The 26384-nt window shown below is 73.3% G+C and carries 24 protein-coding genes; 11 read left to right on the top strand and 13 right to left on the bottom strand.

What is annotated here, in order from left to right; all coding sequences use genetic code 11:
• Window positions 1–143 precede the first annotated feature (143 nt).
• Genes ACFVIM_RS04830 through ACFVIM_RS04820 form a run of 3 tightly spaced genes read left to right on the top strand, consistent with a single transcriptional unit; the run spans window position 144 to window position 2976 of the window.
• A complete protein-coding gene (locus ACFVIM_RS04830) occupies window positions 144–1316 on the top strand; it encodes a DegT/DnrJ/EryC1/StrS family aminotransferase (RefSeq protein ID WP_384298488.1) in 1173 nt (390 codons plus the stop codon).
• Window positions 1313–2062 (top strand): hypothetical protein, encoded by a 750-nt coding sequence (locus ACFVIM_RS04825; RefSeq protein WP_384298485.1) that lies wholly within the window; start codon window positions 1313–1315, stop codon window positions 2060–2062. The genes ACFVIM_RS04830 and ACFVIM_RS04825 overlap by 4 nt, the downstream gene beginning before the upstream one ends.
• Entirely contained in the window at window positions 2062–2976 is a 915-nt protein-coding gene (locus tag ACFVIM_RS04820) for an amidohydrolase family protein (RefSeq protein WP_384298482.1), read from the top strand. Before ACFVIM_RS04825 ends, ACFVIM_RS04820 begins: the two co-directional genes overlap by 1 nt.
• Window positions 2977–3151: 175 nt before the next feature.
• On the opposite strand, the gene ACFVIM_RS04815 is transcribed toward ACFVIM_RS04820, so the two are convergent.
• Entirely contained in the window at window positions 3152–4144 is a 993-nt protein-coding gene (locus ACFVIM_RS04815; RefSeq protein WP_384298480.1) for a dihydrodipicolinate synthase family protein, read from the bottom strand.
• A 79-nt stretch (window positions 4145–4223) separates the two neighbouring features.
• On the opposite strand from ACFVIM_RS04815, the gene ACFVIM_RS04810 reads away from it, so the two are divergent.
• Complete coding sequence (locus tag ACFVIM_RS04810) at window positions 4224–5240, top strand: LLM class flavin-dependent oxidoreductase (RefSeq protein WP_384298477.1); 1017 nt, start codon at window positions 4224–4226, stop codon at window positions 5238–5240.
• Here ACFVIM_RS04810 and ACFVIM_RS04805 read toward each other — a convergent pair.
• A complete protein-coding gene (locus ACFVIM_RS04805) occupies window positions 5237–6139 on the bottom strand; it encodes an NAD(P)-dependent oxidoreductase (RefSeq protein WP_384298474.1) in 903 nt (300 codons plus the stop codon). The genes ACFVIM_RS04810 and ACFVIM_RS04805 overlap by 4 nt on opposite strands.
• A 59-nt stretch (window positions 6140–6198) precedes the next feature.
• Between ACFVIM_RS04805 and ACFVIM_RS04800 the strand changes: the two genes are divergently transcribed.
• A complete protein-coding gene (locus ACFVIM_RS04800) occupies window positions 6199–6642 on the top strand; it encodes a MerR family transcriptional regulator (RefSeq protein ID WP_384298471.1) in 444 nt (147 codons plus the stop codon).
• Between the two features lie 127 nt (window positions 6643–6769).
• Here ACFVIM_RS04800 and ACFVIM_RS04795 read toward each other — a convergent pair whose 3' ends face one another.
• Window positions 6770–7507, bottom strand: a complete 738-nt coding sequence (locus ACFVIM_RS04795) for a TetR/AcrR family transcriptional regulator (protein ID WP_384298469.1) — start codon at window positions 7505–7507, stop codon at window positions 6770–6772.
• Window positions 7508–7806: 299 nt separating this feature from the next.
• Entirely contained in the window at window positions 7807–8742 is a 936-nt protein-coding gene (locus ACFVIM_RS04790) for a diiron oxygenase (RefSeq protein WP_384298555.1), read from the bottom strand.
• 154 nt (window positions 8743–8896) lie between these two features.
• On the opposite strand from ACFVIM_RS04790, the gene ACFVIM_RS04785 reads away from it, so the two are divergent.
• Both ACFVIM_RS04785 and ACFVIM_RS04780 read left to right on the top strand, forming a co-directional pair.
• Window positions 8897–10006: a ferritin-like domain-containing protein gene (locus tag ACFVIM_RS04785; RefSeq protein ID WP_384298466.1), complete on the top strand. Its 1110-nt coding sequence runs from the start codon at window positions 8897–8899 to the stop codon at window positions 10004–10006.
• A gap of 195 nt (window positions 10007–10201) precedes the next feature.
• On the top strand, window positions 10202–10813 hold the full coding sequence (locus tag ACFVIM_RS04780) for a Uma2 family endonuclease (protein ID WP_384298463.1): 612 nt from the start codon (window positions 10202–10204) through the stop codon (window positions 10811–10813).
• Window positions 10814–10817: 4 nt separating this feature from the next.
• Here the strand turns inward: ACFVIM_RS04780 and ACFVIM_RS04775 are convergent, their stop codons facing one another.
• The 7 genes from ACFVIM_RS04775 to ACFVIM_RS04745 form a co-directional block, all read right to left on the bottom strand.
• Window positions 10818–11273, bottom strand: a complete 456-nt coding sequence (locus ACFVIM_RS04775) for a DUF3291 domain-containing protein (protein ID WP_384298460.1) — start codon at window positions 11271–11273, stop codon at window positions 10818–10820.
• 45 nt (window positions 11274–11318) lie between these two features.
• On the bottom strand, window positions 11319–12863 hold the full coding sequence (locus tag ACFVIM_RS04770) for a penicillin-binding transpeptidase domain-containing protein (protein WP_384298457.1): 1545 nt from the start codon (window positions 12861–12863) through the stop codon (window positions 11319–11321).
• Window positions 12864–12906: 43 nt separating this feature from the next.
• Window positions 12907–14253 carry an FtsW/RodA/SpoVE family cell cycle protein gene (locus ACFVIM_RS04765; protein WP_384298454.1) on the bottom strand — a complete coding sequence of 449 codons (1347 nt, stop codon included), beginning with the start codon at window positions 14251–14253 and terminating at the stop codon, window positions 12907–12909.
• Between the two features lie 281 nt (window positions 14254–14534).
• The gene (locus tag ACFVIM_RS04760; RefSeq protein ID WP_384298553.1) at window positions 14535–15707 is read right to left on the bottom strand and encodes an ATP-binding protein; all 1173 of its coding nucleotides are present in this window, start codon (window positions 15705–15707) and stop codon (window positions 14535–14537) included.
• A 101-nt stretch (window positions 15708–15808) separates the two neighbouring features.
• Complete coding sequence (locus tag ACFVIM_RS04755) at window positions 15809–16585, bottom strand: hypothetical protein (protein WP_384298451.1); 777 nt, start codon at window positions 16583–16585, stop codon at window positions 15809–15811.
• Between the two features lie 133 nt (window positions 16586–16718).
• Window positions 16719–17021: a zinc-ribbon domain-containing protein gene (locus tag ACFVIM_RS04750; RefSeq protein ID WP_384298448.1), complete on the bottom strand. Its 303-nt coding sequence runs from the start codon at window positions 17019–17021 to the stop codon at window positions 16719–16721.
• Complete coding sequence (locus ACFVIM_RS04745; protein WP_384298445.1) at window positions 17018–19501, bottom strand: hypothetical protein; 2484 nt, start codon at window positions 19499–19501, stop codon at window positions 17018–17020. Before ACFVIM_RS04745 ends, ACFVIM_RS04750 begins: the two co-directional genes overlap by 4 nt.
• A 197-nt stretch (window positions 19502–19698) precedes the next feature.
• Here ACFVIM_RS04745 and ACFVIM_RS04740 point away from each other — a divergent pair, with 197 nt between their 5' ends.
• Complete coding sequence (locus ACFVIM_RS04740; protein ID WP_384298442.1) at window positions 19699–20568, top strand: nuclease-related domain-containing protein; 870 nt, start codon at window positions 19699–19701, stop codon at window positions 20566–20568.
• 189 nt (window positions 20569–20757) lie between these two features.
• On the opposite strand, the gene ACFVIM_RS04735 is transcribed toward ACFVIM_RS04740, so the two are convergent.
• Window positions 20758–21732 carry an ATP-dependent DNA ligase gene (locus ACFVIM_RS04735; protein ID WP_384298550.1) on the bottom strand — a complete coding sequence of 325 codons (975 nt, stop codon included), beginning with the start codon at window positions 21730–21732 and terminating at the stop codon, window positions 20758–20760.
• Window positions 21733–21748: 16 nt separating this feature from the next.
• Window positions 21749–22627, bottom strand: a complete 879-nt coding sequence (gene ligD / locus ACFVIM_RS04730) for a non-homologous end-joining DNA ligase (RefSeq protein WP_384298440.1) — start codon at window positions 22625–22627, stop codon at window positions 21749–21751.
• Between the two features lie 123 nt (window positions 22628–22750).
• Between ligD and ACFVIM_RS04725 the strand changes: the two genes are divergently transcribed.
• The 3 genes from ACFVIM_RS04725 to ACFVIM_RS04715 all read left to right on the top strand — a co-directional run bounded on the left by ACFVIM_RS04725 (window position 22751) and on the right by ACFVIM_RS04715 (window position 26145).
• Window positions 22751–23731, top strand: coding sequence for a Ku protein (locus ACFVIM_RS04725; protein WP_384298437.1), 981 nt, complete (start codon window positions 22751–22753; stop codon window positions 23729–23731).
• Window positions 23732–24012: 281 nt separating this feature from the next.
• Window positions 24013–24654 carry a TetR/AcrR family transcriptional regulator gene (locus ACFVIM_RS04720; protein ID WP_384298435.1) on the top strand — a complete coding sequence of 214 codons (642 nt, stop codon included), beginning with the start codon at window positions 24013–24015 and terminating at the stop codon, window positions 24652–24654.
• Between the two features lie 369 nt (window positions 24655–25023).
• The gene (locus ACFVIM_RS04715) at window positions 25024–26145 is read left to right on the top strand and encodes a flavin-containing monooxygenase (protein ID WP_384298432.1); all 1122 of its coding nucleotides are present in this window, start codon (window positions 25024–25026) and stop codon (window positions 26143–26145) included.
• Window positions 26146–26384 lie beyond the last annotated feature (239 nt).

The raw sequence follows: 26384 nt of genomic DNA, 5'->3' as shown, positions 1-26384 counted from the left end.
CGAGGCGTCGGGGACGGAGCCGTACGGCGGCGCGGCCGGAGCTTCGTGACGGCGCGCGCCCGACCGGGGTTGACGCCCGGCGACCACGGCCCTACTTTCGGCCCAGGCCATAACCGCGTATCTGCGGAGAGGATAGTGCCCCGATGGCAGAACGGGAAATGCCACTACCGACAGTTCTCGAACCGCGCGGCCGCACCCTCGGCGCGGAGGAGAGGGCCGCGGTGCTGCGCGTCCTCGACTCGGCGGTGCTGTGCAGCTCCTTCGGGACCGAGGCGCGCGCCCTGGAGGCCGAGACCGCGCGGCTGTACGGCATGGCCGAGGCGGTCGCCTGCTCCTCCGGCACCGCCGCCCTGCATCTGGCGGTCGCGGCGGCCGGGGTCGGCCCCGGGGACGAGGTCATCACCACCCCCATCTCCGACTTCGGGACCGTCGCCCCCATCCTCGCCCAGGGCGCCCGGCCCGTCTTCGCCGACGTCCGCGCCGACGACGGCACCCTCGACCCGGCCGCCGTCGAGGCCGCCGTCACCGCACGCACCAGAGCCGTCATCGCGGTCCACCTCTTCGGCGCCGCCGCCGACACCGACGCGCTGCGCGCCCTGTGCGACCGGCACGGACTCGTCCTCATCGAGGACTGCGCCCAGGCATGGCTCGGCGAGGACAGCGCCTGCCGGCTCCTCGGCACCGTCGGTGACATCGCCTGCCTCAGCCTTCAGCAGTACAAGCACATCACCGCGGGTGACGGCGGCATCGCCCTCACCGGCGACCCCGCCCTCGCCCGCGCCATGCGGCTCTTCATGGACAAGGGCTGGGACCGTACGGAGGGCCGGATCCACCGTCAGATGGGCCTCAACTACCGGATGCCCGAACTGGTGGCCGCCGTCGCCCGCGCCCAGCTCGCCAAGGTCGCCGAGGTCGTCCGCGCCCGGCGGGCCGGCGCCGAACACCTCGCGGGCGCGCTCGCCACCGCGCGCGGGGTGCGGATGCCCGAGCGGCGCGAGGGCCACGCCTGGTGGGTGATGCCCCTGCTGGTGGACGACAACCAGGCATGGGCGAAGGGGCTGCGGGAGCGCGGGATCCCGGCGCTCCCGGGATATCTGGAGCGGCCGCTGTACGCCAATCCGGTACTGAGGGGCGCCGAGGGGCCGGTGGCGCCCGCCGGGGGCGCGGGGCTCCCCCCGTACCCGCCCGGGCTCTGTCCCCGGGCCGAGGAACTGATCGACCGCACCCTGCTCGTCCTGGAGTGGAACGAGGCGTACACCACGGGCGATGTCGAACGGATCGCCCGTGCCCTGCGAGAGGTGGGAATCTCCCGATGAGTACCGACGCACACGACTGGCTGATCCCCTCACCCGAGGAACACATCGGCTGGGACGTGGACGTGCTGTACGGACCGTGGCCCCGGCACCACCAGGACACCGGCCTCACCGAGGTCCGCTCGATCCTCAAGAACTCCCCCGTCGCCGGGGCACTGGCGCTCTCCACCCGGGGCCCCCTCTACGACGACGGCGCGGGCAACGCCGAAACCGTGCGCGACCTGCGCGACTGCCCCGAACTGCGGCCCGTCGGCACCATCGACGTCCGCGACGCCCTCACCGCCGAGGACCGCCTGGACGAACTCGCCGACGCCGGAGTGCGCTTCCTGCGGCTCTTCACCCTCGACCAGGCCGCCGAACCCGGCTTCCCCGGCTACCGCCGGGTCGTGGACCTCGCCCTCGAACGGCGGATGGTCCTCCTCCACGACGGCGACCCGCGCCGCTTCGGGCCGCCGCTGACCGGACGCGGCGCGGACGTGATCTTCCTCGATCTGCACGCCTACCTGCTCGCCGACTTCCTGCTCCTCGCCCGCGGCGAGCCCGGCTTCCGCGTCACCACCCGGATGCTCTCCGGACCCGACTCCATCGAACGGGTGGTGGAGTCCGTCGGCGCCCGCCACCTCGTCTTCGGTTCCCGCACCCCCTTCATGGACATCTCCCCGCAGACCCTGAAACTGCGGTACGCGGACATCTCCGAGGAGGACCGCGCCGCCATCTCCACCACCAATGTCGAGGAGCTGCTGGACTGATGCGGACCACCGACGGCCGTACCCCGGCCACCGACGACCCGGCGCCACGCTTCGACGGCCGTACCCCGGCCACCGACGACCCGGCGCCACGCTTCGACGGCCGTACCCCGGCCACCGGCGACCCGGCGCCACGCTTCGACGGCCGTACGCCGATCATCGATGTCCACGCCCACGTCGGACGCTGGCAGTTCCATCTGAGCTGCGGCGACGCGGACAACAACCTCCGCCAGATGGACCGCTACGGCATCGACCTCCAGCTGGTCTCCGCCTCCGAGGCGGTCGTGTACGACGCGGTCGCGGGCAACGCGGCTCTGCGCCAGGCCCTGGAGAGCAGGCCCCGGCTGCACGGGTACGCGGTCGTCAACCCCAACCGGATCGAGGAGTCCGCCGCCGATCTGAAGCGCTGCCTGGACACGGGACGCTTCGTCGGAGCGAAGATCCACACCCATTACCCCGGACGGCTCCCCGGCAGCCCCCAGATGGCGGAGGCGTTCGACCTCGTCGCCGAGGCGGGTGTGCCGCTGCTGCTCCACACCTGGGGCCAGGAGGTCACCCTCCTGCCCGAGCTGGTCGCCTGCCGCCCGGCCCTGCGCGTCATCATGGGCCATGCGGGCGGCGACGCCTGGCGCGAGGCGGCGCACGCCGCCGCCTCCTGCGACCGGCTGTATCTGGAGCACTGCCGTACGGCGACGGACGCGGGCCGGATCGCCTATGCGCTGGAGGCGGGGGTTCCGGTGGAACGGATCCTCTTCGGGACGGACGCGACGCTGATCGATCCCTGTGTGTCGCTGGGGGTGATCCGGGACGCGGGCTTCTCCGCGCGGGAGCGTGAGCGGGTGCTGTGGCGCAACGCGGTGGAGCTGTTCGGGCTGGCCGACGCCCTGGAGGCGGCACGCGAGCCGGTGCCGGTCTGAGGCCGAGGCGGCGCGCGAGCCGGTGCTGGTCTGAGGCCGAGGTGGCGCGCGAGCCGGTGCGGCCTGAGCTGGGGCGGCACGCGAGCCGGTGCCCGCCCGGGTCCGCCCGCGTGCCCCTGCCGACCTGGGCCCGAGGCGGTGCGCGAGCCCCCGCCCGCCTGAGCCCAAGGGCCCGCTAGGCGAGGTCCTTCTCGTGGGCGAGGGACTCCAGGACCCGGACGAGGGCGTCGCGTTCACTCAGGGGCAGGCGCGGGCCGTAGGGGTCGTGCGCGGCCGACTCGGGGATCAGGCCCTCCCACACCGCCGCCCACATCATCCGCCGCACGTAGCCTTCGATCGGCGCCCGGAAGCTCACCTCCGCGAACCGGTCCAGGCGCCCCGACGCCCGGACGAAGCCCGCGTGGTCGCCCGCCGTCCAGGTGTCCAGGACGGCTCCGGTGAGCCCGACCCGCGCCGCCGCGATCCCGGCGAGCGCCGCGTCGGAGCCCCACATCAGGGAGGGGCCGAACATCCGGTCCTCGCCGGTCAGCACCAGCTTTCCGCTGCCCTCGGCGGCGCGGATCGCGTCCTGGCAGGCCATGGCCCGGTCCAGGGTGGCCAGTTTGAGGCCCGCGACGGCGGGGCGGGCCAGCAGCTCCCGCACCAGTCGGGGTGGGTAGGGGTAGCCGCCCGCCTCGCCGTGGAGGAAGAAACCGATGACCGGCAGTCCGCTCTCGCGCGCCACCCGGTCATGGCAGTCCAGGGCCGCCGCCGTCGGGTCGGGCTGGTCCGCGAGCGCGGCCAGCGGATAGACCATCACCGCGTCGGCGCCGAGGTCGGCCGCGTGTCCGGCCATCTCCACGGTCGCGTCGACGGCTTCCCGCGCGGTCCCGGGGCGCACCGAGCGCGGTACGCCCACGGCGGCCACGACCGGCGCGTCGACGGCGGCGCGCCATACCCGCAGGACGCGTTCCCGGTCGGCCTCGGTGAGATGGAGGCCCCGGCCGGTGTGCGCCCAGACGGCGACGCCGCCGATCCGCTGGGCGGCGATGTGTTCGGCGTAGGACTCCAGGGCGGGGAGGTCGACGACCCCGCGCGCGTCCATCGGGGTGATGACGGCGGGCAGCAGTGTGCCCCGCAGTCGGCGGATCAGCGTCTGTGCTGCGAGGGGTGCGGGCGTCGCGGACATGGCGTCTCTCCCGTCTGTCGCGCTGGGTGGCTTCACGCTAGCCTTTACGGCCCGGACCGTAAAGGAAAGGCTCAGTCCTATGACCCAGCCGCCGCAACCTCCCCGGCGAGCCCCGCGCCTCGGTCTCTACCTCAACCTCTACGCGGACCCGGCGGACCGGCCCCGGCTCGCCGACGCGGTGGAACAGGCCCGGCTCGCGGAGGAGGCCGGGTTCGACTGGGTGGTCCTGGGGGAGCGCCACCTCCACCGGCCGGGCTATCACGAGGCGCTGACCTCGCTCACCTATCTCGCCGCCCACACCGACCGCGTCGGACTGGCGACGGCCGGGCTGCTCGCCCCCGTCTACCACCCGGTCTGGCTGGCGGAGACCCTCGCCCATATCGATGTGCTGTCCGGGGGGCGGCTCACGGCGGGGTTCGTGCTCGGCTACCGGCCGGAGGAGTTCACGCTGTACGGGACGGAGCCGAGGGAGCGGGTCCCCCGGTTCGAGGAGGGCCTGGAGCTGCTGACCCGGCTGTGGACCGAGGACGAGGTCAGCCACCGGGGACGCTGGACCTCACTGGAGGGCGCCTTCCTGTCGCCCCGTCCGCTCCAGTCGCCCCGGCCCCGGATCTGGAACGGGGGCAGGGTCTCCGCCGTCCTGGAGCGCACGGCCCGGCTCTGCGACGGCTGGACCACCTCGTTCAACGAGACCGACGCCGAACTCCCGGCCAAGATCGCCGAGTACCTCTCGTACCCGGTGGGACCGGCCAGTCTCGGCAAGGAGGTCATCGTCTGCCGCGAGGGCTTCGCCGCCGCCCGCTCCCAGCAGGCCCGCGCCACCCTGGAACTCCCGCTGCGCAAGCTCTACGACGCGTACGGCACCTGGAAGCGCACCTCCATGGACGCCGGGCGGTACGCCCAGGAGTGGGACGACATCGAGGCGCGGTCGGTGGTCGGTTCCGTCCAGCGCTGTACGGAACGGCTCGCGGCCTACGGGGAGATGGGCGCGGACGGGGTGATCCTGCGGGTCCAGCCGCCAGGGCTGTCGCAGCGGGACGCCCTGGCGGCGATCGAGACGTTCGGCACGCGGGTGCTGCCGGGGCTGGGTGGTTAGGGCGACGCCTGCTTGAAGACCTCGAACACGGCCAGGTAGTTCTCGCCGCCGTGGCCCTCGGCGATGGCCCGCTCGGCGATCGTCCTCATCAGCCGCGGCTGGTCGGAGTGGACGCCCTGCTCCACCGAGGTGCGGGTGATGTGCTCCAGCGCGCTGAGGTTCATCTCCATGGTGCCGATGTCGCCGGGGTAGTGACCGCTGTCCAGTTCGGGAGCCTGGGCGATGAGGGTCGGGTTCACCACCGAGGGCACAAACCAGTCGAGTGCGAGATCGGCGAACGTGACGGCCGATACGCCCGCCGACCCGACCAGCGCCGTGGCGTGCAGGAAGCCGTTCATGGTCGCGTACATCATGCCGAGCAGTGCCGCGTTGTACAGCACCGCCAGGCTGGGGTCGGAGCCGAGGTACCGAGGGCCGCCCATGCTCTCCAGCGTCGTCCGGTGCCGGTCGAAGACGTCCCGGGGCCCGCTGTAGAGGAAGACGGACTCGGGGCGCCCGACGAGCGGCGGCGGCACCATGATCGCGCCGTCCAGGTAGTCGGCGCCCCGCTCGGCCGCCCAGCCGACCGCCGCGTGCGCCTCCTGCGGTGTACCGGAGTTGAGGTTGACCAGGACGCGGCCCTTCAGGGCGTCACCGGCGGACGCGGAGATCGCGTACATCGTCGCGTAGTCCTTGAGACACATGATGGTGACGGGACTCGCGGACACCGCCTCGGCGACGGTCCCCGCCCGGTGGGCGCCCCGGGTGACAAGACGGTCGGCCCGCTCCGGGGTGCGGTTCCAGACGGTCGTGGGATGGCCGCGTTCCAGAAGTGCCCCGGCGAGGGCGAGACCCATCGGGCCGAGGCCGATGACCGTGACGGGAGTGAGCTGTGAGCTTGCTGATGGCTGGTTCGTCATGCGGAATAGACTGCTGTCTCACATCGGTGTGAGAGTCAACTGGACGTGGTGATCGTCACATGCGCATGGGGGAGTTCTCCCGGCGGACCGGGGTCAGCCAGCGCCTGCTGCGCTATTACGAGGAGCAGGGACTGCTCAGGCCGTCGCGGCGGCCCAGTGGATACCGCGAGTACGCGGACGAGGACATCGCCACCGTCCGGGGCATCCGCATGCTCCTCGGCGCCGGTCTCAACACCGCCACGATCGCCGAACTGATGCCCTGCATGGTCGACGACGGGCAGACCCTGGCCCCCGCCTGTTCCGGCATGCTGCCCGACCTGAACCGGGAACGTGAACGCGTCGACGAGGCCGTGGCGGGCCTGCTGGCCGCGCGGGACAGGCTGGACGCCATGATCGCCGCCACGGCGCTGACCGGGGGCTACGATCCGGAAGCCTGCGCCGCGGCCGGTGCCGTGCGGCGGCCCGGCGACGCCGCCGCGCCACCGCCCGGCACACCTGTCTGACCGCGCCGGAGCGGGCGACAGCGCGCGAGGGCGCCCGTCCTGGGCGGGGCGGTGTCGCCGGATGACGCACCGGCGGATCAGCCGACGCCGCGGCCGGGCCGCCGCGCCGGTCGCGGCGCGGCGCGCGCTACTCCGTCCCGCAGGCCCCGGGAAGCTCCCGCAGCAAGGGGGAGACGGCGCGGGCGAGGCGGGAGACCGGGCCGTCCGGGTGCTCCAGGCTCGCCAGTCCGGCCATCGCCGTGCGGGTCTCCGCGTCCGTCGCCGCCGTGGCCGTCAGCAGCGCGATCAGCTGGTCGACCAGCCAGTCCCGCAGGGTGGGGGCCGGGGGCTGCTTCCCCTCGTCCAGCCAGATCAGGGACGCCGCCTCCACCGCCGCTATCCAGGTGCGCACCAGCATCCGCAGCCGCGGCTCCGGCTCCGGTACGCCCAGGTGGACCAGGATCTGCTCGGCCGCGGCCCGGCGCACCTCGTCGACGATCGCGGTCGTCCGGGAGGTCTCCGCGACGCTGCCGCCGCGCAGGAGCGCGCTGAACCCGGCGTCGTGCTCGTCCACGAAGAGGAGGTAGCGGTCGAGGACCAGGCCGAGGCGGGCCGTCGGTGAGCCCTCGGACGGGACGGCGAAGCACTCCTCCAGCTCGTCCGCGGCGGAGCGGAGCGCGGACTCGTACAACTGCTGCTTTCCGCCCGGGAAGTAGCGGTAGACGAGCGGCCGGGAGACCCCGGCCGCCTCCGCGACATCGTCGAGGGAGACCTCCTCCGGTGGGTGGTGCGCGAAGAGCCGGAGCGCTGCCGCGAGGAGTTGCGCGCGGCGCTCCTCGACACTCAGCCGTCGGTACGCGCGGGTCGCCGGAGCGGGACTGGTCATGACCGCAGGGTAACCGCACCCCCTGGAGGGGGTGTTCAGGCCGGTGCCCGGCTCGTCCCTCCACCGGACGTCCGGCTGCCCGGTGCGTTCCCGGTCCGGGGCCCGGTCCGGCTCCGGGGCCTGCTCCCGGCCCCGCCGCCTGTTCCGTTCCCGGCCCCGCTCGCCGTTCCGTCCGCCCTTCGGCGCGCTGTCCCGCTCGTCGTTCGGCCCGCGGTCCTGGCCGCGGTCCTGGCCGCGGTGCTGGCCGCGGTCCCGCTCGCCGTGCTGGCCGCGGTCCTGGTCGCCGTTCCGCTCGCTGTTCAGGCGAGCAGTCCCGACTTGCGCCAGAGTGCCCGCCCGGGGCCCCGCAGCACTCCGATGTCGTCCAGGAACTCGGTGAGCCTGCGGGCGCCCGTCTGCATCACCTCGCGCCGGTGGGCGCTGGCGCGCACCTGGGCGACGGCGGTACGGCGGTCGATCCCGACCTTCTCGTACACGGCCGGGTTGACGAAGCAGACGGAGAAGACCCGGGCGGCCTCCCCGGAGCTGATCCGGGTCAGTTCCCGCTCCCAGCGCGGCGCGGTCACCATCTGGCGGCGCAGCTCCTCGCGGGCGTAGCGGACATGGCGGGACTCCTCGATCACATGGATCCGGGTCACCCCGCGTACCAGGGGCTGCACCCGCTCGTCGGGGAAGGTCAGCCGCTGCATCCAGTCGAGGATCTCCTCCCCGAGCAGGGTGGCGGCGAACGAGCCCGGGGTGGTCGAGCAGGTCTTCAGCACGCGGGCGATGTGGTGGTAGACGCGGGGCACCGGGTAGGCCGGGGTGCCGTTCCTCTCGATCATCCGGGCGAACATCATCGAGTGGCGGCACTCGTCGGCGATCTCGGTGAGGGCGTAGCGGACGTGGTTGCTGGTCACCGGCTTGTCGTAGATGTGCCGTACCAGCAGCTGCATCAGGATGATCTCGAACCAGATGCCGAGGGAGGCCAGCGAGGCGGCCTCGTGGCGGGAGAGCTCGATCCGCTGGTCCTGCGACATCCGGTCCCACAGCGGGGTGTCGTAGAGGGAGAGCAGCTCCGGCGGCCAGAACCACGCGCCGTCCACCAGCGGGGCGTCCCAGTCCAGTTCGCGGTCCGGGTCGAAGGAGTGCCGGGCGGAGGACTCCAGCAGGCGCGCGGCGACCTGTTCCCGGTCCCGCAGCGGGCCGAGGGCGTCGCGGAGGAGACTGATGTCGCGGTCGGTCACGGTCGTCATGCCCATGATGAGACTCCTTGTCAGCAAGCCCGTCAATCCCTGACGCGCGACTTGTTGACTACGCGTCTACCAAGTGTGAGCCTGCGACGGGAACCTCCGAGTAACGCCCAAGTAAGCCCGCACCGACGGTCCATGAGGCGAAGGAGCCGATCCGATGTCGACGTACGACCACTACGTCCTCCCGCCCGACTCCCCCCGGTGGCAGGTGCCCGCGTCCGGCGCCGCCCGCTTCACCTGGGAGTACGACGAGGGCCGCGACCGGCTCCTCGCCCTCTACCAGAAGGGCAAGGACAAGCAGTGGGACGGGGCCAAGCGGATCGACTGGGACCTGGAAGTCGACCCGTACGACCCGCTGGGCACCCCCGACGAACTGCTCGCCCTCTACGGCACCCCGTACTGGTCCACGATGAGCCGGGACGACATCGCCGAGCTGCGGCGCCACTATGTCGCCTGGCAGTTCAGCCAGTTCCTCCACGGCGAGCAGGGCGCGATGGTCTGCGCCGCGCGGATCGTGGAGTCCGCGCCCGACCTGGACGCCAAGTTCTACTCCGCGACCCAGACCATGGACGAGGCCCGCCACGCCGAGATATACGGCCGCTTCCTCCAGGAGAAGGTCGGAATGCTCTACCCCATCAACGACAACCTCCAGGGCCTGCTCGGCGACACCCTGCGCGACTCCCGCTGGGACATGCCCTACCTCGGTATGCAGGTCCTGATCGAGGGACTCGCGCTGGCCGCCTTCGGCCTGCTGCGCGACACCACCGACCGGCCGCTGCCGAAACAGATCCTCTCCTATGTGATGCAGGACGAGGCCCGCCATGTCGCCTTCGGCCGGATGGCCCTGCGTGACTACTACCGCCAGCTCAGCGACGCGGAGCTGCGCGAGCGCGAGGACTTCGTGATCGAGGGCTGCTATCTGATGAAGAACCGGCTCAAGGGCGCCGAGGTGCTGGAGAACTTCGGCATCCCCCCGAAGGAGGCCGATCAGCTGGCCGAGCGGTCCGAGTCCCTCCAGCTCTTCCGGAAGCTGCTGTTCGCCCGGATCGTGCCCTGTGTGAAGGACATCGGACTCTGGGGCGAGCGCCTCCAGCGCGCCTACGTCGACATGGGCGTCTTCGAGTTCGGCGACGCCAACCTGGACCTGCTGATGACCCAGGACGAGGAGATCGCGGAGGAACTGGACCGCCGGCGCTTCGCGGCGGAGGAACGGGAACGGGTGGCGGAGGTGGCGGCGGCGATCGAGGAGGGGGCGGCGGCGGGGTAGGGCGGGCCTCGTTCCGGCGTGGCGGCGCGGCGGGAGCGTGCTTGGTCTGGCCGTGTCCGCCGATGGGGCGTGCGGACCTGGACAGGGGTCCGTACGTCAACACGCCCCCGTGGTTCACCCGTACGCGGAGTGCTGTGTCGTACCCCGTGGGTAGGCTCGTGAGGTCAGGCAGACTCCGGCCGCATGGGAGCAATCATGAGCGCCGCGCGTGAACACGTGCAGGACGAGCAGTACCCCTGGCCTCGTCCGCCGGCCGAGGGCTGGACGGCTGACGACCTCGACAGGCTTCCCGACCTTCCTCCACACACCGAGCTGATCGACGGGAACCTTGTTTTCATGAGTCCGCAGACGCGTTTCCACGCTCGGACGATCCACTTTCTGGTTCAGGTCCTGACCGCGCTGGCGCCGGAGCATCTGGAGGCCATCGCCGAGATGACACTGAACGTGGACAGGCGGAACCGGCCGGAGCCCGATGTGCTGGTGGTTCCGTTAGACGCTGACACTGGGCCCCGGCAGACCTCGTTCCATCCGTCGGACGTGGTGCTCGCGGTGGAGGTGGTCTCGGAGGACTCATTGGAACGGGACCGTGAGATCAAGCCCGTGAAGTACGCCCAGGCGGGTGTTCCTCACTTCTGGAGGGTGGAGGAGAGCGAAGGGCTGCCGGTGGTCTACACATACGAGCGTGACCCGGCCACCCGGACCTATGGCCTGACGGGGATCCACCACAAACAACTGGTCGTGGACCGTCCGTTCGCCATGGATATCGATCTCACGGCGGCAGGTCGACGGGGCTTCAGGGCCCTCTAGCAGGTCACGGGGCCGACGGCGGCGGGAAGAGCCGTCCCAGTGTGAACGCCTCCTCCGTCGGCCCCTTCTCCCGCAGCAGCAGGAGTCGTTCCTCCGCCTCCTTCACCGTGGGGCGGTGGCCCGGCTCCACCCACCACAGGGTGGACATGGCCTCCTGGACCCGGGCGAAGAAGTCATGGCGGCGGCGGAGCAGTTCGCGGTGGAGTCCGGCGTACATGAACGCCTTCAGGGCGTCGGCGTCGCGCCAGACGGACATATTGACCAGGATCCAGTCGTCCTCGAAGATCCGCTGGTCGGTCGCGTCGCCCTCGCCGCCCGTCAGCCGCCAGACGAAGCCGTCCGAGGCGTCCGCCACGGCGTTGACCGGGTCGAGGGCGTCGGTGAAGTCCTTCATCTCGGGGGAGTCGAGGGGGTGGATCATCCGGGCGATGTTCACCTGAGCGAGCTGGTACGGGATCATGGGCGCACGGTAACCGAACGTTCGTGCGGTGACGCAACCCCTTTCTCACGGGGTGGGATCGAGCGGGTCCCCGGCGGGATCGAGCGGATCGTGGGTGCGGTCGAGCGGGTCCTGGGCGGGGTCGAGCGGATCGTCCCGCCAGAGCGCGGCCGCCATCACCGCGCGGGCGATGGGGGCCGCGCTGCCGCCGCCGCTGATATGCCCCCGTACCGCTTCCGCGTCCTCCACGACCACCGCGACCGCGACACCCGGGCGCGGGGCGTCATCGGCCTGGGCCCAGGAGATGAACCAGGCGTAGGGCGTGCCGGAGTTGCCGAGGCCGTGCTGGGCGGTGCCCGTCTTGCCGCCGACGGTCGCGTTCCGGATCGCCGCGTTGGCGCCGGTGCCCTGCTCCACCACCCGGACCATCAGCCGCCGCAGCTGGCGGGCGGTCGAGGCGTTCATCGGGCGGTCGTAGAGCCGGGGGTGGGTCCGGTGCAGGATCCGGCCGCCCGCGGTCTGGGTCCGCTCCACCAGATACGGGGTCATCAGGGCGCCGCCGTTGGCGACCGCCGCCGACACCATCGCCATCTGGAGCGGGGTCGCGGTCGTGTTGAACTGGCCGATCGAGGAGAGCGCGAGCTGGTCCGCCGACATCCGGGTGTCGAAGGTCGACGCCGCGACCGGCGAGGGGATCCGCAGGCCCCGGTCGTTGAAGCCGAAGGCGCGCACGGTCTCCCGCATCCGGGTCAGCCCGACCCGGGTGCCCAGATGGGCCATGACCGTGTTGCAGGACCAGGTCAGCGCGGCGGCCAGGGAGGCGCCCGCGCAGCCCTTGACCGCGTCGGGCAGCCGGGTGCGGGTGCCGGGCAGTACATACGGGTCGGGGGTGTCGGTCGGGGCGTCGGCGTCCCCGACCGCGCCCGCGTCCAGCGCCGCCGCCGCCGTCACGATCTTGAACGTCGAGCCCGGCGGATAGCTCTGGTGGAGCGCCCGGTTCAGCATGGGCTGGGTGCGGGCCGCGTTCAGCCGCGCCCAGGCCGTCCGTACCGTCCGTCCCGTGCCGGAGAGCGCCGACGGATCGTACGAAGGGCTGCTGACCAGCGCCAGGATCCGGCCGGTCGCCGGTTCCAGGGCCGCCACCGCGCCCCGGCGGCCGTCCAGTCCCTCGTAAGCGGCGCGCTGTGCCATGGGGTCGATGGTGGTGAGGACATCACCGGCGGGCGGGCGGCCCCGGGTGAGGTCGTGCCAGAGCGGGAACGCCGTCAGCGACGGCGCCGTCCCGGCCAGTACGGCGTCCTCGGCGTGCTCCACCAGGCTGGTGCCGTAGGTCTGGGAGGAGAACCCGGTCACCGGGGCGTAGAGCGGGCCGTCGGTGTAGACACGCTCGTAGCGGAGCTGCTGCCCGGAGTCGCGGGAGCCGGTGACGGCGCCACGGCCGACGCGGATATCACCGCGCGGTTCCTGGTAGCGGGCGATGGCGGGGCGCCGGTTGGCCGGGTTGTGGTCCAGCTCGGGGGCGTCGACGAGCTGGACCCGGGCGATATTGACCAGGAGGGCGGAGAGCAGCACCAGACCGAGCACGGCCGAGCGGCGGATCTGGCGGATCACGGGCGCTCTCCTCGCGTCAGGGGGAGCGGGTGGGGGGCGCGGGTCATGGGTGCGCCCCCTGTGTCAGGGGGAGCCGGTCCGGGACGGGTTCCGGGCGCCGGGCCGCGTCGCTCACCCGGATCAGCAGGGCGACGATGACCCAGTTGGTCACCACCGAGGAACCGCCCTGCGCCAGGAAGGGCATCGCCATCCCGGTCAGCGGGATCAGCCCGGTCACCCCGCCCGTGATCACGAAGACCTGGAGCGCGAGGATCGAGGCCAGCCCCACGGCCAGCAGCCGTCCGAAAGGGTCGCGCAGACAGAGCCCGGCCCGATAGCCGCGCGCCACCAGCAGCGCGTAGAGCAGCAGCACACCGGTCAGACCGGCCAGCCCCAGCTCCTCGCCCGCCGTCGCCAGGATGAAGTCCGACTTGGCGGCGAACCCGATCAGGGTGGAGTGGCCGAGGCCCAGACCGGTGCCCAGCAGCCCGCCCGCCCCGAACGCGAAGAGGGACTGTGCCACCTGGCTCGGGCCCCGGCCCGCCGTGATGGAGGCGAACGGGTCCAGCCAGTCCTCCACCCGGCCGTGCACATGCGGCTCCAGCGTCCCGACCGCGAACGCCCCCGCCGCCGCGAGCAGCAGCCCCACCGCGATCCAGCCGGTGAGCCCGGTCGCGACGTAGAGCACGGTCACGAAGAGGCCGAAGAAGAGGAGCGAGGTCCCGAGGTCGCGTTCGAGGACCAGCACACCGACGCTGATCAGCCAGACCCCCAGCACCGGCCCCAGCACCCGCCCGCTGGGCAGCCGCAGCCACCAGATCCGGCGGCCCGCGCGGGCCAGGGTCCGGTGGTTGGCGGCGAGGTACGCGGCGAAGAAGACCGCCAGCAGGATCTTGGCGAACTCACCCGGCTGGAACGAGAACCCGGCCAGCCGCACCCAGATCCGGGCGCCGTTCACGGCGGGGAAGAAGATCGGCACGATCATCAGCGCGAGCGCGGCGGTGACACAGAGCCGGGCATGCCGCTGGAGCGCCCGGTGATCCCGGACCAGCACCACCACGACGATGAAGAGCGCCACCCCCAGGGTCGACCAGAGCAGCTGGGTGGGGGCGGCGGCCTCGCCCGGGGTCTCCTGGTCCAGCCGGTGGATGAGGACCAGACCGAGGCCGTTGAGGAGCACGGCGATGGGGAGGGGGAGCGGGTCGGCGTGCGGGGCGCGCAGCCGGACCGCGAGATGCGCGAGCAGGGCGAGGGCGCCGAGGCCGGTGGCGTGGCGGAGGGTGTCCGGGGGGAGGGTGCCGGTGGTGGCGAGGCCGACGGAGGCGTAGCCGGTGGCGGAGATGAGGACGGCGCAGAGGAGGAGGGAGAGTTCGACGCCACGGCGGTGGGGGGTGGCGGTGGGGGCGCGCATGCCCCGCAACGTAACAAGACGTGGGTGCTATGTCGCTGATGTCCGCTCTGCTCGTCCTGCCCGCGCCGTGCCCATGCGTCCATGTCCCCGCGCCGCCCGCCCGCCCGCGCCGCCCGCCCGCGCCGCCCGCTCGCGCCGCCCGCTCGCTCGCTCGCCCTCGCGCCCGTACCCCCGCGCCGTGTGTCCATGCGCCCGTGCCCGTGCCCGTGCCCAGGCCCGCACCGTGTGCCCGTGTGCCCGTGCCCGTGCCCGGGCCCGCGCCGTGCCGTCGGCGGCGAGGTCTAGTTGGTGGGGAGGGTGAGGCGGGCCTGGGCGCCGCCGGATGGCGGGTTGGTGAAGGTGAGGCTGGCACCCAGGACGGCCGCCTGGCCCACCGCGATCGTCAGCCCCAGCCCATGCCCCTTCCCCCCGCCCTCCGTACGGAAGCGGGCGGGCCCGTGCGCCAGCAGGTACTCCGGATAGCCCGGCCCCCCGTCGGTCACGGTGACCACGGTCCCGTCGATGGTGAGGACGACGGGCGCGGCGCCGTGCCGGTGCGCGTTGGCGACGAGGTTGCCGAGGACCCGCTCCAGCCGCCGGGCGTCCGTCTCGACGGGTTCGTCGCGCGCGATCCGTATCTCCGTCACCGCCCCGGACGCCCGGACCACCCGTTCCGCGAGGGGTCCGAGCGGGAGGATGTCGAGTTCCACGGTCTCGCCGCCCGCGTCGAGCCGGGAGATCTCCAGCAGGTCCTCGGTGAGCGCCCGCATGGTCCGTACCCGTTCGCGGACCATCTCCGTGGGGCGGCCCTCGGGCAGCAGTTCGGCGGCGGCGGAGAGCCCGGTGAGCGGGGTCCGCAGCTCATGGGCGACATCGGCGGTGAAGCGCTGTTCGGTCTGGAGTTTGCGCTGGAGCGAGGAGGCCATGGTGTCCAGCGCGCCGGAGACGGTCGCCACCTCGTCCTGGGGGCGGCCCGGCCGCCGGGTGCGCGGGTCGTTGACGCGGGCGTCGAGGTCGCCCGCGCTGATCCGCCGCGCCACCTGGGCGGTGAGGTGGAGCCGACGGGTCACCCGGGTCACCGCGAACGCCCCCACCAGCAGTGTCGCCCCGATCGCCAGCACCGAGGAGCCGAGGATGGCCCGGTCGAGTCCGGTGATGGTGCGCGCGCTGAGGGTGTAGTCGACGCGGACCGCGAGCGCGTGCCCGTCGGCGGGCGCGGCGGCCCACATCACCGGCCGTCCCGCGTGGGTGGCGACCATGGTGCCGCGTTCGCCGCGGAGCGCCAGTTCCCGCAGGGAGGCGGGCAGCCCGGCCGGGTCGACGCCCGCGTACGGGGGCAGGGGCGCCCCCACCTCGTACTCGGAGGCGACCTCGGTCAGCTTCCCCAGCGCCTTCTCGCGCGCCTGGTCCACGGTCTGGTCCGTGACCGCCGCGTGCACCAGCGCGCCGAGCAGCGCGGCGAGCGCGCAGCACATCACGGTGATGAAGACGGCGGCCTTCCAGGTCAGGGTCGCGGTCCAGCGCGGCAGCCGGAGCCGGGGTCGGAGCCGGGGTCGGGGCCGGGATCGGAGTCGGCTCACGGGTTCTCCGCCGGTCGCGGTGAGGTCGCGCCGCCGGACGGCCGCACCCGTTCCGGCGGGCCGGTGGGCGCCTTGGTGACCTGGACGATCTCGTCGCGCGCGGGCAGCAGCGCCCGGGTGCGGCTGTCCCAGGACCACACGGTCCGGTACTCGTACCCCGGGATCCCCGCCGACACCGAACGCGTCACCAGATCCCGTCCGGCCACCTCCACGCTGACCAGCTGGTCGTAGGTGGCCAGGACCCGCCGCAGCACCATGGTCACGGTCTGCTTGGAGCCCGACCGGCGCTCGGGGGTGTAGACGCGCACCGCCGTCTGCTGCTCCGGCATGGTCAGGCCCACGATCAGCTCCTCCCGGCCGTCGCCGGTCAGATCGCGGTAGTGCGGGCGGAGCAGCGGGCACGGGGAGCGCCGGGGCCCGCAGGAGCGCAGCCGGTCGGCGGTCTCCGGGTACAGCCCGTCCACGGTGCCCGGGCCGCCGCGCTCCGGCCCGATCTCCTTGCGCAGCACCTGGAGCGGATCGAGCGCCCGGACCCCCTGCTCGGGGACGGTGAGCCCGTCGATGAGCGCGGTGTCGGTCTCGCCGTAGTCGTACGGAGGGGCCGTGACCGGCGGCAGATCGGGCCAGAGCCGTACCGGTCCGGTGGCGGTGGGGGTGGGGCCCGCGCTCTCCAGGCCGCCCGGGTCGGCGCAGCCCGCGAGCCCGCCCACGAACACCGTGGCCAGGGCCGTCAGGGCCGCCGCGAGCAGCGGGCGATGGGGGCGCGGGGGCACGGTTCTCCTCGCCGGACGGGAGTCGGGTCGACCCCCACCTTAGGCTCCCCGCCGCCGGGGCCCCGAGGCGGCGGGGAGGATACGGGGGCGTACCAGGCCCGGGGCCGGGGCTGCCCCGGCGGCGGGCCGGGCGTCAGCGCTGGTAGGGGTGGCCCGACTGCGGGGGCGCGCCCAGGGCGCCGCCGCCGGACGCGCTCTGGGCCGCGTGCTGGGCCATGAGCTGGTCGGACTGCTGCTGGGTGAGTTTCTGTTCCGCGCCGCAGAAGGTGCACTGCGTGGAGTACTTCGTGGAGACCGGGAAGAGCGGGATGAAGAAGAGGGTGAACTTGGTGACCCGCCTGCGCAGCGTGTGGGCGGCCGGATTGCCGCAGGAGCCGCAGACGAGGGTCAGTATCGCGAGCTGGTGCAGATAGCCCTTCGTACCAAAGATGATCATGATGCGGGTCTCTCCCTGGTCAGCGCGCGCCGGCACAGGGCCAGCAGCTTCTCGTCCCTCACGATGTCATGACTCCCGTACCCGCCGTCGATCGCGTTGTGCCTGCGGCGGCGGGACAACTCGGCGCGGAGCAGTGTGCCCGCGCCCGTGACGTCGGTCGCCACCGGCTCCCGGGTGCCCGGGGTGCGCTCGGCGAGGCGCTCCGCGATGGGGACCCGGGTGAACGGCAGCGCCTCCCACGCGGCCGCCAGCACCGGCCAGGACCGCCCCGGATCGCCGGTGATCCGCCAGAGCGCCAGGGCCGCGTCCACCCGGGTCCAGGGGTCCGCCGCCCGCAGCAGGGCGCGCAGCGCCGGGGCCGCGTCCACGGCGGCCTCCCCCATGGAGCCGAGCACGGCGGCGGCCGAGCGCCGGGCGCCCGAGTCCGGGGCCGCCAGCGCCGCGCGCAGCACCGGAAGAATCGGTTCCGCGTCGCCTTCCACCGCCCAGAGCGCACCGGCCGTCTTGGCACCGAACGCCCCCGGAACGGCCGATCCCGGCCCGGGACCGGTGACCGCGGCCCGCTCCAGCAGCGCCCGCAACTCCGGAACCGCCGCCCGCGCGGCCGGGCCGAAGGCGACCAGCGCCCGCAGCACCAGCTCCACCACCCACTCACGGCGATACGCCGGGGCGCCCCGCAACACCCGCAGTACCTCCGGCATCGCGTCACTGGCCCGCAACGCCGTCAGCCCCGACAGCAACGGGCCCGCCAGGTCGTACAGCCGGTCATCCAGCCGGGTCTCCGCCAGCCGGCGGCGCAGCGCGGGCGCCAGCGGCAGCGCCGCCGGACCCAGATGCTCCAGCAGATAGCCCAGATCCTGGGGCGCCTCCGGCAGCTCCAGCATCCGGCCGAGCACCGGCACCACCCGGGCGTCCCCGCTCCGCGCCAGCGCCGCCACCGCGCTGCCGAGCATGCGGGGGCCGCCGGTCCACTCCTGCACCCAGCGCCCCGGCTCGGCGACCACATAGTCCGCGAGCGCGTCGGCGGCGGGGGCCGCCAGGCCGAACAGCTCCCCGAGCGCGGTGGCGGCGGCGTCCGCGAGCCGGGGTTCGCCGCGCTGGAGCTGCTCTCCGACGAGCCGGACCAGCTCCGCGTACTCCCCGCGCCAGGTCCGCAGCAGGCCGCTGCTCATCCGTACCGCGTCGATCCGCTGGGCCGGGTCCGGGCTGCGGAGCTGGTCGGACAGGAGCGCGGTACGGTCCTCGACCCGGTCGCCGAGCCCGGAGTGCAGGGCGCGCAGCAGATCGCCGGTCCAGGGGGCGCGGCGGCCCGCCGGGGTGGCCGGGTCCCGGCGCCGCCCCGGGGCGGTGAGGCGTTCGCCGCGCAGCTCCCGCAGCAGCCGGGTCACGCCGGTGACGATGTCGTCCGGCAGGGTGCCGGGCGCGCAGCGGGCGAGCTGCGCGAGCGCGGAGAGCCGGAGCCCGGCGTCATGCGCGTCGGGCGGGTCGGCCGGGGCGGGGGCCGCGCCGCGCCGGTACGGGAAGGGCCCGGCGGTGGTGTCGGCGGCGTCCCGGCTGTCGTAGCTGTCGTAGCTGTCGTGGCTGTCGCCGTTGTCGTAGCTGTTACAGGGGGGTGGTTCGGCGGTGTCGTACGGGAGGGGGGTGCCCGGAGTGAGCCGAGGGGTGGGCGCGGTTCCGCGCTGCTCGTGCGGCTCGTGACGCTCATACGGCCCGTAGGGCTCATACGGCTCGTAGGGGAGGTCGGGCGCGGGTTCGCCCTGGCCGTACGGGCGCGCCGGGGCGGGTCCACCCCGCTCGTACCGGAGGCCCGGCGCGGGCTCACCCTGGCCGCGGGGGAGCGCGGGCGCCCCCGCGCCGAAGGCACCGAACGGCAGCTGGGCCAGCTCCACCAGCCACTCCACCACCTCCGGGGCCAGCCAGGCGTGCCGCAGCGCGATCCGCCCCCCGGCCTCCACACAGGCCAGCCGCACCTCCGGGTCGCGCTCGACCTTCAGCCGCTCCCGCAGCAGCCCGAGCACCAGCTCGGGCTCGCCGTGCAGGGTCGCCAGCGCCAGCGGGACGGCGAGCCGCACGCCCCGGTCCTCGGAGTCGATCAGGGCGAGGAAGACGTCCGCGCCCGCCGTCACGGCCGAGGCCGCCATGGCGTAGTTCGCGGCGTACTCGAACTCCTCGTCGTCGGGGTCCAGCTCGTCATCGCCGTCGAGGTCGATACAGCCGATGCTGGTGAGGAGTTCGACCACACCGCCACGGTCCTGGACCGAGGGATCACCCACCAGCTCCAGCAGAAACGGTATGCAGGCGAGCGTCGAGTCGTAGACGTCGCCCTGGTGGTGCACCGCCGCGTACATCCCGTCCAGCGCGGCCTCGCGCTCGGCCGGGTCGGGCGACGCCAGACCGTACAGCAGCTCCGGCACGTCGACGGCCGGACCGTAGGCATGCTCCAGCGCGGCCCACCGCACCTCTTCGATGCCCCCGAACACGCCTGCCCCCTCCCCAAACCCCGCCGGGACTCCGCGCCCCGTTCTCCCGGGACTCCTCGCCCAGAACGATGCGCTGGAAGCGCGCGCCTGGGGAGAGTCTGCACCACAGCCCGGACCTCGCGGGGTTATTGCTCAGAAGGCCACATGGCTGTTCCCATGGTTCGGAGTGCGATCGTAGGCGGTCGGGGAGTGGTGCCATGACGGCGTTACGGGTCACACCGGCACACCGGGGCGGGCGGGACCGGCTCTACGTCTCGCTGCCCGACGGCCGTCCCGTCGCGTGGTACGACAGGGGCGGGGGTGGCGCCGGCCGGGGCCGGGTCAGCCTGGTCTCCGAAGGGCGCCGTGACGCCGTGCTGGAGGCCCTCGCGCCCTATCTGGTCGGGGATTTCACGGTCGGTCCGCCGCCCGTGCCCACCGCCGTGGACCTCGCCGGGCTGACGCTCCACCCCGATGACGATCTGGCCCCCAACCGACCCGGCGAACTCCTGCGGGGCGAGCTGGAGCACCGTGGCCGGGGAGGGCGGCGGCGACTGCTGCCGGACCGCCGCCGAGGGGCGTTCGCGCAGCTAGCGGCCGAGAGGGTGGTCGGCGAGGCGCTGGATCCGCTGGAGGGTGGGGGTTGGCGGATTCTGCACTCCGTGCCACTGCCGGGGGCGGACCGGATCGACCATCTCGCGATCGGGGTGGGCGGGGTGCTGGCCATCCACACCATCGCGGCGTGCGGGCTGCGGGTACGGGTGGCGGGCGGAACGGTACGGGCGGGGCGCGGCGAGCCGGTGCCCCTGCTGCGCCGGACACGCTGGCGCGCGGAGCGCGCGGAACGGGTGCTGGGGGCCGAGGTCCGGGCGGCCCTGGTGGTGGTGGGCGCGGCGCGGCTGGAGGTGGCGGCGGTGCCACGGGAGGTGCTGGTGGTGGGCGAGGACGCGCGGACGGGGCGTACCGGCTTCGCCGCGCTCACCGGCATCGCGGGCCTCATCAGGCGACTGACGCCACGCCACGCCCCGGCGGCGGTCCACACCCTCTACGTCCGCGCCCGCGACCGGCACACCTGGCTGGAGGCGTGAACGTGAGCGCCCACCACCGCTCGCGGTACGGAAGCGGTACGAGGGGTTCTTGTCCTCACGGGGCCGGTCCGGCCCGTCGGCGCGGAAGGCCCCGGGGCGGGTCCTCCGGCGGGTCGCCCGGTGGTCGTCCGGCGGGTCGCCCGAGGGTTCCTCCCACGTACCCTCCGGCGGGTCTTCCGACGCGCCCTCCTACGGTTCCTCCCGCGTACCCTCCGGCAGGTCCTGGGGGAGACGGAGCCGCAGCACGGTGATGCTGACGCTGGGGTGGCGGGTGGTCGGGGACGCGACCTCCGCGATCACCCCTGCCCGTACCGGCTGGTACGTCACCTCACCGCGCCCCGCCGCCATCGCCACCCCCAGGGGCAGCCCCGGACTCTCCCGCTTCTCTGGTCGCCCTGACACCGCTGTTCCCTCCGGAACCTCTCGTACCAGAGCGTCGGCCGCCTCCGCCCGCAGCGGTGCCGACAGCGGGGCCGACACCTGGGGCGTGTCATCGTCCGGCACCGCCACGACCAGGGCCTCAGGCCGGCGCGCGGTGCCCGTGAACCCGAGGACGGGCGCGTCCCGCACCGCCGTGTGCCGCAGCTTCGACCAGGCGCGCCCCCGTACCCGGTAGCCCTGGTCGAGTCGTTTCACCACCAGGCCCTCGACCCCGATCGCGGGCAGGGTGGTGTACCACTCGGTGGCCTCCCGGGGGTCCTGGGTCATCGGCACCGCCTGGATCGGTGGGCCCAGCGGCGCGAGGAGCGCGACAAGGGCGCGCCGCCGGCGTGCGTACGACCAGCCACGGATGTCCTCGCCCCGGTCCGCGAGAAGATCGAACGCCGCGTACGAGGCGGGCAGCCGGCGCGCCAGCGCGGGGGCGCGGCCCGGGGTCGCGGCGGCCCGCCGCTGTACGGCGGCGAAGTCGGTGCGCCCCTCGGACCAGACGACGACCTCCCCGTCGAGCACCGTCCCCACGGGCAGCACCCCGGCGGCCGCCGCCAGATCGGGGAAGGCCGCCGTGATGATCCGCCCCGACCGTGCCTGGAGCACCACCTCCTGATCGAGGCGGAAGACCACCACACGGTGTCCGTCGAACTTCGGCTCATAGGCCAGCCCGTCCCCCGTCGGCAGCGTCCCGACGGACAGCGCTCCCGCGACACGTACGGGCGGTCTCAGCATGGGCACGCCACCTCCATCAGGGCGGCAGCGCCCGCGCCCGGGCCGGATCCAGCAGGAACCCCAGCAGGTCCCCGTGCCGTTCCAGCCGGTCGCCCATCTCGTCCAGCGACAGCTCCAGAGGGTGGCGTGCCTCCACCTCCGCCCAGGTCAGGGGCGCGGAGACGGTCGGCCGGGCACGGGCGCGCAGGGTGTAGGGCGCGGCGGTGGTCTTGGCGGCGGCGTTCTGGCTGTGGTCCACGAAGACCTTGCCCGGTCGCAGCGCCCGGGTCATCCGATGGGTGATGAGCGCGGGCCGCGCGGCCTCGCCCTCGACGGCGAGTCCCCGCGCGTACGCGGAGACCGTACGGGACGGGGTCGGCTCGATCGGCACCAGCAGATGGAGCCCCTTGGAACCGGAGGTCTTCACCCCGCACTCCAGTCCGTCGGCCGCGAGCCGCTCCCGCAGCCACAGGGCGACCGCGCAGCAGTCGGCGGCGGTCGCGGGCGGCCCGGGGTCGAGGTCGAAGACCATCCGGTCGGCGACGGCGGGCGTGGGCGCCCGCCATTGCGGGGTGTGCAGCTCCACCACCAGGTTGGCGGCCCAGACCAGCGACGGCAGGTCATCGAGGACCACCTGACGGGCGCCGGGGTCGTCGGAGCGGGGCACGGGGGTGGTCCGTACCCAGGACGGAGTACCGGGCGGCGGGTTCTTGGTGAAGAAGAGCTGGCCGTCGGGTCCGTCCGGATAGCGCAGGAAGGAGACCGGCCGGTCCCCCAGATGGGGGAGGAGCGCCTCGGCGGTGACCGCGTAGTAGTGCAGCAGCTCGCCCTTGGTGGTCCCGGTGACCGGGTGGATCACCTTGGCCAGATTGCTGAGCTTCAGCCGCCGCCCTGCCACCTCCGTGATCGGCGTCATACGATGAGAATCCCACGAAACGCCATAAATCCCCACCAACGACTATTTCTCATGTATCCCGCCCATCTTGCATATCTCATACGTCTCATGCATCTCATACGTCTCGGATGAGAGGGGTCGCCGGTGCGGTCCATTTGGAATGGCGCGATCTCCTTCGGCCTGGTCAGCATCCCGATCAAGCTGGTGAACGCCACCGAGAACCACTCCGTCTCCTTCCGCCAGATCCATACCGCCGACGGAGGGCGCATCCGCTACCGCAAGGTCTGCGAGCTGGAGGGCGAGGAGGTCTCCCAGGAGGAGATCGGCAAGGGGTACGAGGACGCGGACGGGTCGATCGTCCCGATCACCGACGAGGATCTGGCGGCGCTGCCGATCCCCACCGCCAAGACGATCGAGATCGTCGCCTTCGTGCCCGCCTCCTCGATCGATCCGCTTCAGCTGGACTCCGCGTACTACCTCTCCGCCAACGGCGTCCCGGCCGCCAAGCCCTACACCCTGCTCCGCGAGGCCCTCAAGCGGAGCGAGAAGGTGGCGCTGGCCAAGTTCGCGCTGCGCGGGCGGGAGCGGCTGGGGATGCTCCGGGTCGTGGACGATGTGATCGCCATGCACGGTCTGCTCTGGCCGGACGAGATCCGCCGCCCGGAAGGGGTGGCGCCGGACGCGGCCGTCACCATCCGCGACGCCGAACTCGACCTGGCCGACGCCCTCATGGACACGCTCGGCGAGGTCGCCATGGACTCGCTGCACGACGACTACCGCGAGGCGGTCGAGGCGATGATCGCCGCGAAGGCCGAGGGCGGGGAGACGGTGGCCCCGGCGGAGACGGCGGCGGAGGGCGGCAAGGTCATCGATCTGATGGCCGCGCTGGAGAGCAGCGTCAAGGCCGCCCGGGAGTCGCGTGGCGAGGGGGAGAGGGTGGGGGAGGTGACCCCGTTGAAGGGGCGGAGGAAGAAGGCGGCGGCGAAGAAGGCCACGGCGAGCGCGACGGCCACGAAGAAGGCGGCGAAGGCCGGCACCGGCACCACGGCGAAGGCCGCCGCCAAGACCACGGCGAAGAAGGCGGCGCCCGCCAAGAGGTCCCCCCGTAAACGCACCTCGGCCTGACGCCCGGCGCCCCACGCCCGTGGCCCCTTCGCGCGCCCTGGTGGGCGACCCCTCCCGCCGCACGGGCCCGCCGCGCCCCGTCCGCCGTGGTCTGGCGCTCCCGTCCGGCGCTCCCGTCCGGCGCGCGGGGAGCAGCGAGGGGGAGCGGCGCGGGGAGCAGTACGGGGCTGAGGGGGCGTCCGGCAGCCGATGGTGACCGAGGGTGGCGGCCCGAGCGGGCGGAATTATTGCGTGATATGAAAAGTTGCAGGTCCTGCAAAAATCGGGCTACGGTCGATCGTGTGACACGGACTCGACAGAGCGAGCGGCCAGAGGGTCTCCGCGAGCGCAAGCGGCGGGAGACCTATCGCCTGCTCGCGACCACCGCGCTGCGCCTTGTCGCCGAGCGCGGCCTGGACCGCGTCACGGTGGAGGACATCAGCGGCGCCGTGGGTGTCTCCCCCAGGACGTTCTTCAACTACTTCGCCAGCAAGGAGGACGCCCTCTTCCTGGCCTACCCGGACCAGAACGAGGGGGTGCGGCTGGCCGCCGAACGGATCGCCTCGATGCCCGAGCGGCTCTCCCCGCTCCGGGTGCTCGCCGCGTCCTGGCGCGACGAACTGGCCCAGATGGACGAGGACCGCGAGGAGTGGCTCGTCCGGCTGGAGGTGATCGGCGACCATCCCACGCTCACCGCCCGCGCGCTCGCCTGGGAGGCCCAGGACGAGCGTCGGAAGGTCGACGCGCTCGCCGAACGGCTGGGACTGGACCGGGACGACCCCTACCCCACGCTCGTCTACCACGTGGTCGGTGGCGTCCTGTACGCGGCGATGACGCACTGGCGGCGGCTCGGCGGGACCGTCCCGCTGACGACGCTGGTCGACCAGGGCCTGGCGCAGGTCGAGTCCGGTCTCCCCGCCCCTCCCCGCCGCACCCCGGTCTGACGGATGGCCCGACCCCGCCGGCCGCCGCCCCACGACCTGAACCCCCGGCCCTGTTCCGCCGCGCGACCTCGCCCCCAGCGGCGGTCCGCCACCCTGACCGTCACTTCCCCCCACCTCGCTCGCGGAGCGAGCGCCTATCCGGATCCCGGGCCCGCCCCCGGGCCCCGTCCCCCCACCCCGGCCTTCTGGCCCCCTACTCCGAGGCCCGGTCCCGCACCTCTCGCCCTCACACCTCCCCGCACAGCCTCTGACCCCCGGCCCCCTCGGCGCCCCTGGACTCTCCCCGAAGCCTGACCGCTCCCACCCATCCCCACCGGGTGCCGCCCGGCGAGGTACACCCGGCAGAACCAGCGAGGAGTCAGCGCGTACATGGACACGGCCATAGTCATCGGTGGCGGGCAGTCAGGGCTCGCCGCCGCCTTCACCTTGAGGAACCAGGGGTTCCAGCCCATCGTGCTGGAGGCGGGAACGGAGGCCGTCGGCTCCTGGCCCCGCTACTACGACAGCCTCCGGACCTTCAGCCCCGCCCGCCTCTTCTCTCTGCCCGGGATGGCGTTCCCCGCACCCCGTGACCATCTGCCCGTCCGGGACGAGGTCGTCGGCTATCTGCGGCGCTACGCCTCCCGGCTGGACTGCGAGATCCGTACCGGACAGCGTGTGGTCTCGGTCCTCGCCGACCGCGACGGCTATGTCGTCGCGACCGATGACGGTGGCGCGCTCCACGCGCGCGTCGTCGTGGCCGCCTCGGGCAACTTCGACAACCCCTACCGGCCCGGGCTCCCCGCGCTCGCCTCCTTCACGGGCACGGTCCTGCATACGGCCGACTACCGCTCACCCGCACCCTTCGAGGGACAGCGGATCGTCGTGGTCGGCGCCGGGAGCTCGGCGGTGCAGATCGCCGTCGAACTCGCCGAACGGACCCCCACCCTCCTGGCCAGCAGGCGCCCCATCAGATTCACCGACTGGAACATCCTGCCGCAGCACGAGGGGCTGACCCGGCTCACCGAGAGTCTCTTCCGGCTTCCCGTGGGCCCCTTGCTGCTGTCGACGACCCGGGCGTACAACGTCGTCCCCGACCCCAGCCGCATCCACCGGGAGGCGTTCGCCCGGGGCGTCATCGAGCGGCTGCCCATGTTCACCGACTCCGACGGCGATGAACTGCGCTGGGCCGACGGCCGGGTGGAGAAGACCGACACGATCATCCTCGGTACGGGCTACCGGCCCGCGCTGGAGTATCTGCGGCCGATCGGCGCCCTGGACCGACGCGGGCTGCCCCGTCAGCGCCACGGCATCTCCACCGTCCACCCCGGGCTCGCCTTCGTCGGGATCGAGGGGCAGCACACCGTTCTCTCCAACGGTCTGCACGGGGTCGGCCAGGACGCCGCCTATGTCGCCCGCAGAATGCGGCGCCGGATCGCCGGAACCCACCCGGCCCTGCGGCGCCACCGGCCCGGCCCCGCGCCCCTCGGGCTCGCAGCCGCCGGGAACTGAGCCACGAGCGCCCGTACCCGGCACGCCGGTCCACATCCGGAACCCCCCCGGCCCCGGCCCCCGACCCCGGCCCGGCACCCGCACCCGGGTCGCCGGGATGCAGTGCCCCCGGACCTCCAGACCTCGGCCTCAGCCTCCAGCCCCCGCCCCCGCCTCCGCCTCCAACCTCCAGCCTCCGCCCTTCCGACTCACCCTTCCAACCCTCCCTTCAACGTGACACGGCGGCCCACCGGAAGGAC

It is taken from the genome of Streptomyces sp. NPDC057638 (genome assembly GCF_042800315.1).
Taxonomy (GTDB): Bacteria; Actinomycetota; Actinomycetes; order Streptomycetales; family Streptomycetaceae; genus Streptomyces.
Note: the sequence above shows the minus strand (reverse complement) of the source record. Positions and strands in the feature narration are given on the sequence as shown.

Bases quoted from the DNA above. Each gene is read 5' to 3' on its own strand.
- ACFVIM_RS04830 (WP_384298488.1), top strand. From the start codon at position 144: ATGGCAGAACGGGAAATGCCACTACCGACAGTTCTCGAACCGCGCGGC.
- ACFVIM_RS04825 (WP_384298485.1), top strand. From the start codon at position 1,313: ATGAGTACCGACGCACACGACTGGCTGATCCCCTCACCCGAGGAACAC.
- ACFVIM_RS04820 (WP_384298482.1), top strand. From the start codon at position 2,062: ATGCGGACCACCGACGGCCGTACCCCGGCCACCGACGACCCGGCGCCA.
- ACFVIM_RS04815 (WP_384298480.1), bottom strand. From the start codon at position 4,144: ATGTCCGCGACGCCCGCACCCCTCGCAGCACAGACGCTGATCCGCCGA.
- ACFVIM_RS04810 (WP_384298477.1), top strand. From the start codon at position 4,224: ATGACCCAGCCGCCGCAACCTCCCCGGCGAGCCCCGCGCCTCGGTCTC.
- ACFVIM_RS04805 (WP_384298474.1), bottom strand. From the start codon at position 6,139: ATGACGAACCAGCCATCAGCAAGCTCACAGCTCACTCCCGTCACGGTC.
- ACFVIM_RS04800 (WP_384298471.1), top strand. From the start codon at position 6,199: ATGCGCATGGGGGAGTTCTCCCGGCGGACCGGGGTCAGCCAGCGCCTG.
- ACFVIM_RS04795 (WP_384298469.1), bottom strand. From the start codon at position 7,507: ATGACCAGTCCCGCTCCGGCGACCCGCGCGTACCGACGGCTGAGTGTC.
- ACFVIM_RS04790 (WP_384298555.1), bottom strand. From the start codon at position 8,742: ATGACGACCGTGACCGACCGCGACATCAGTCTCCTCCGCGACGCCCTC.
- ACFVIM_RS04785 (WP_384298466.1), top strand. From the start codon at position 8,897: ATGTCGACGTACGACCACTACGTCCTCCCGCCCGACTCCCCCCGGTGG.
- ACFVIM_RS04780 (WP_384298463.1), top strand. From the start codon at position 10,202: ATGAGCGCCGCGCGTGAACACGTGCAGGACGAGCAGTACCCCTGGCCT.
- ACFVIM_RS04775 (WP_384298460.1), bottom strand. From the start codon at position 11,273: ATGATCCCGTACCAGCTCGCTCAGGTGAACATCGCCCGGATGATCCAC.
- ACFVIM_RS04765 (WP_384298454.1), bottom strand. From the start codon at position 14,253: ATGCGCGCCCCCACCGCCACCCCCCACCGCCGTGGCGTCGAACTCTCC.
- ACFVIM_RS04760 (WP_384298553.1), bottom strand. From the start codon at position 15,707: ATGTGCTGCGCGCTCGCCGCGCTGCTCGGCGCGCTGGTGCACGCGGCG.
- ACFVIM_RS04750 (WP_384298448.1), bottom strand. From the start codon at position 17,021: ATGATCATCTTTGGTACGAAGGGCTATCTGCACCAGCTCGCGATACTG.
- ACFVIM_RS04740 (WP_384298442.1), top strand. From the start codon at position 19,699: ATGACGGCGTTACGGGTCACACCGGCACACCGGGGCGGGCGGGACCGG.
- ACFVIM_RS04735 (WP_384298550.1), bottom strand. From the start codon at position 21,732: ATGCTGAGACCGCCCGTACGTGTCGCGGGAGCGCTGTCCGTCGGGACG.
- ligD (WP_384298440.1), bottom strand. From the start codon at position 22,627: ATGACGCCGATCACGGAGGTGGCAGGGCGGCGGCTGAAGCTCAGCAAT.
- ACFVIM_RS04715 (WP_384298432.1), top strand. From the start codon at position 25,024: ATGGACACGGCCATAGTCATCGGTGGCGGGCAGTCAGGGCTCGCCGCC.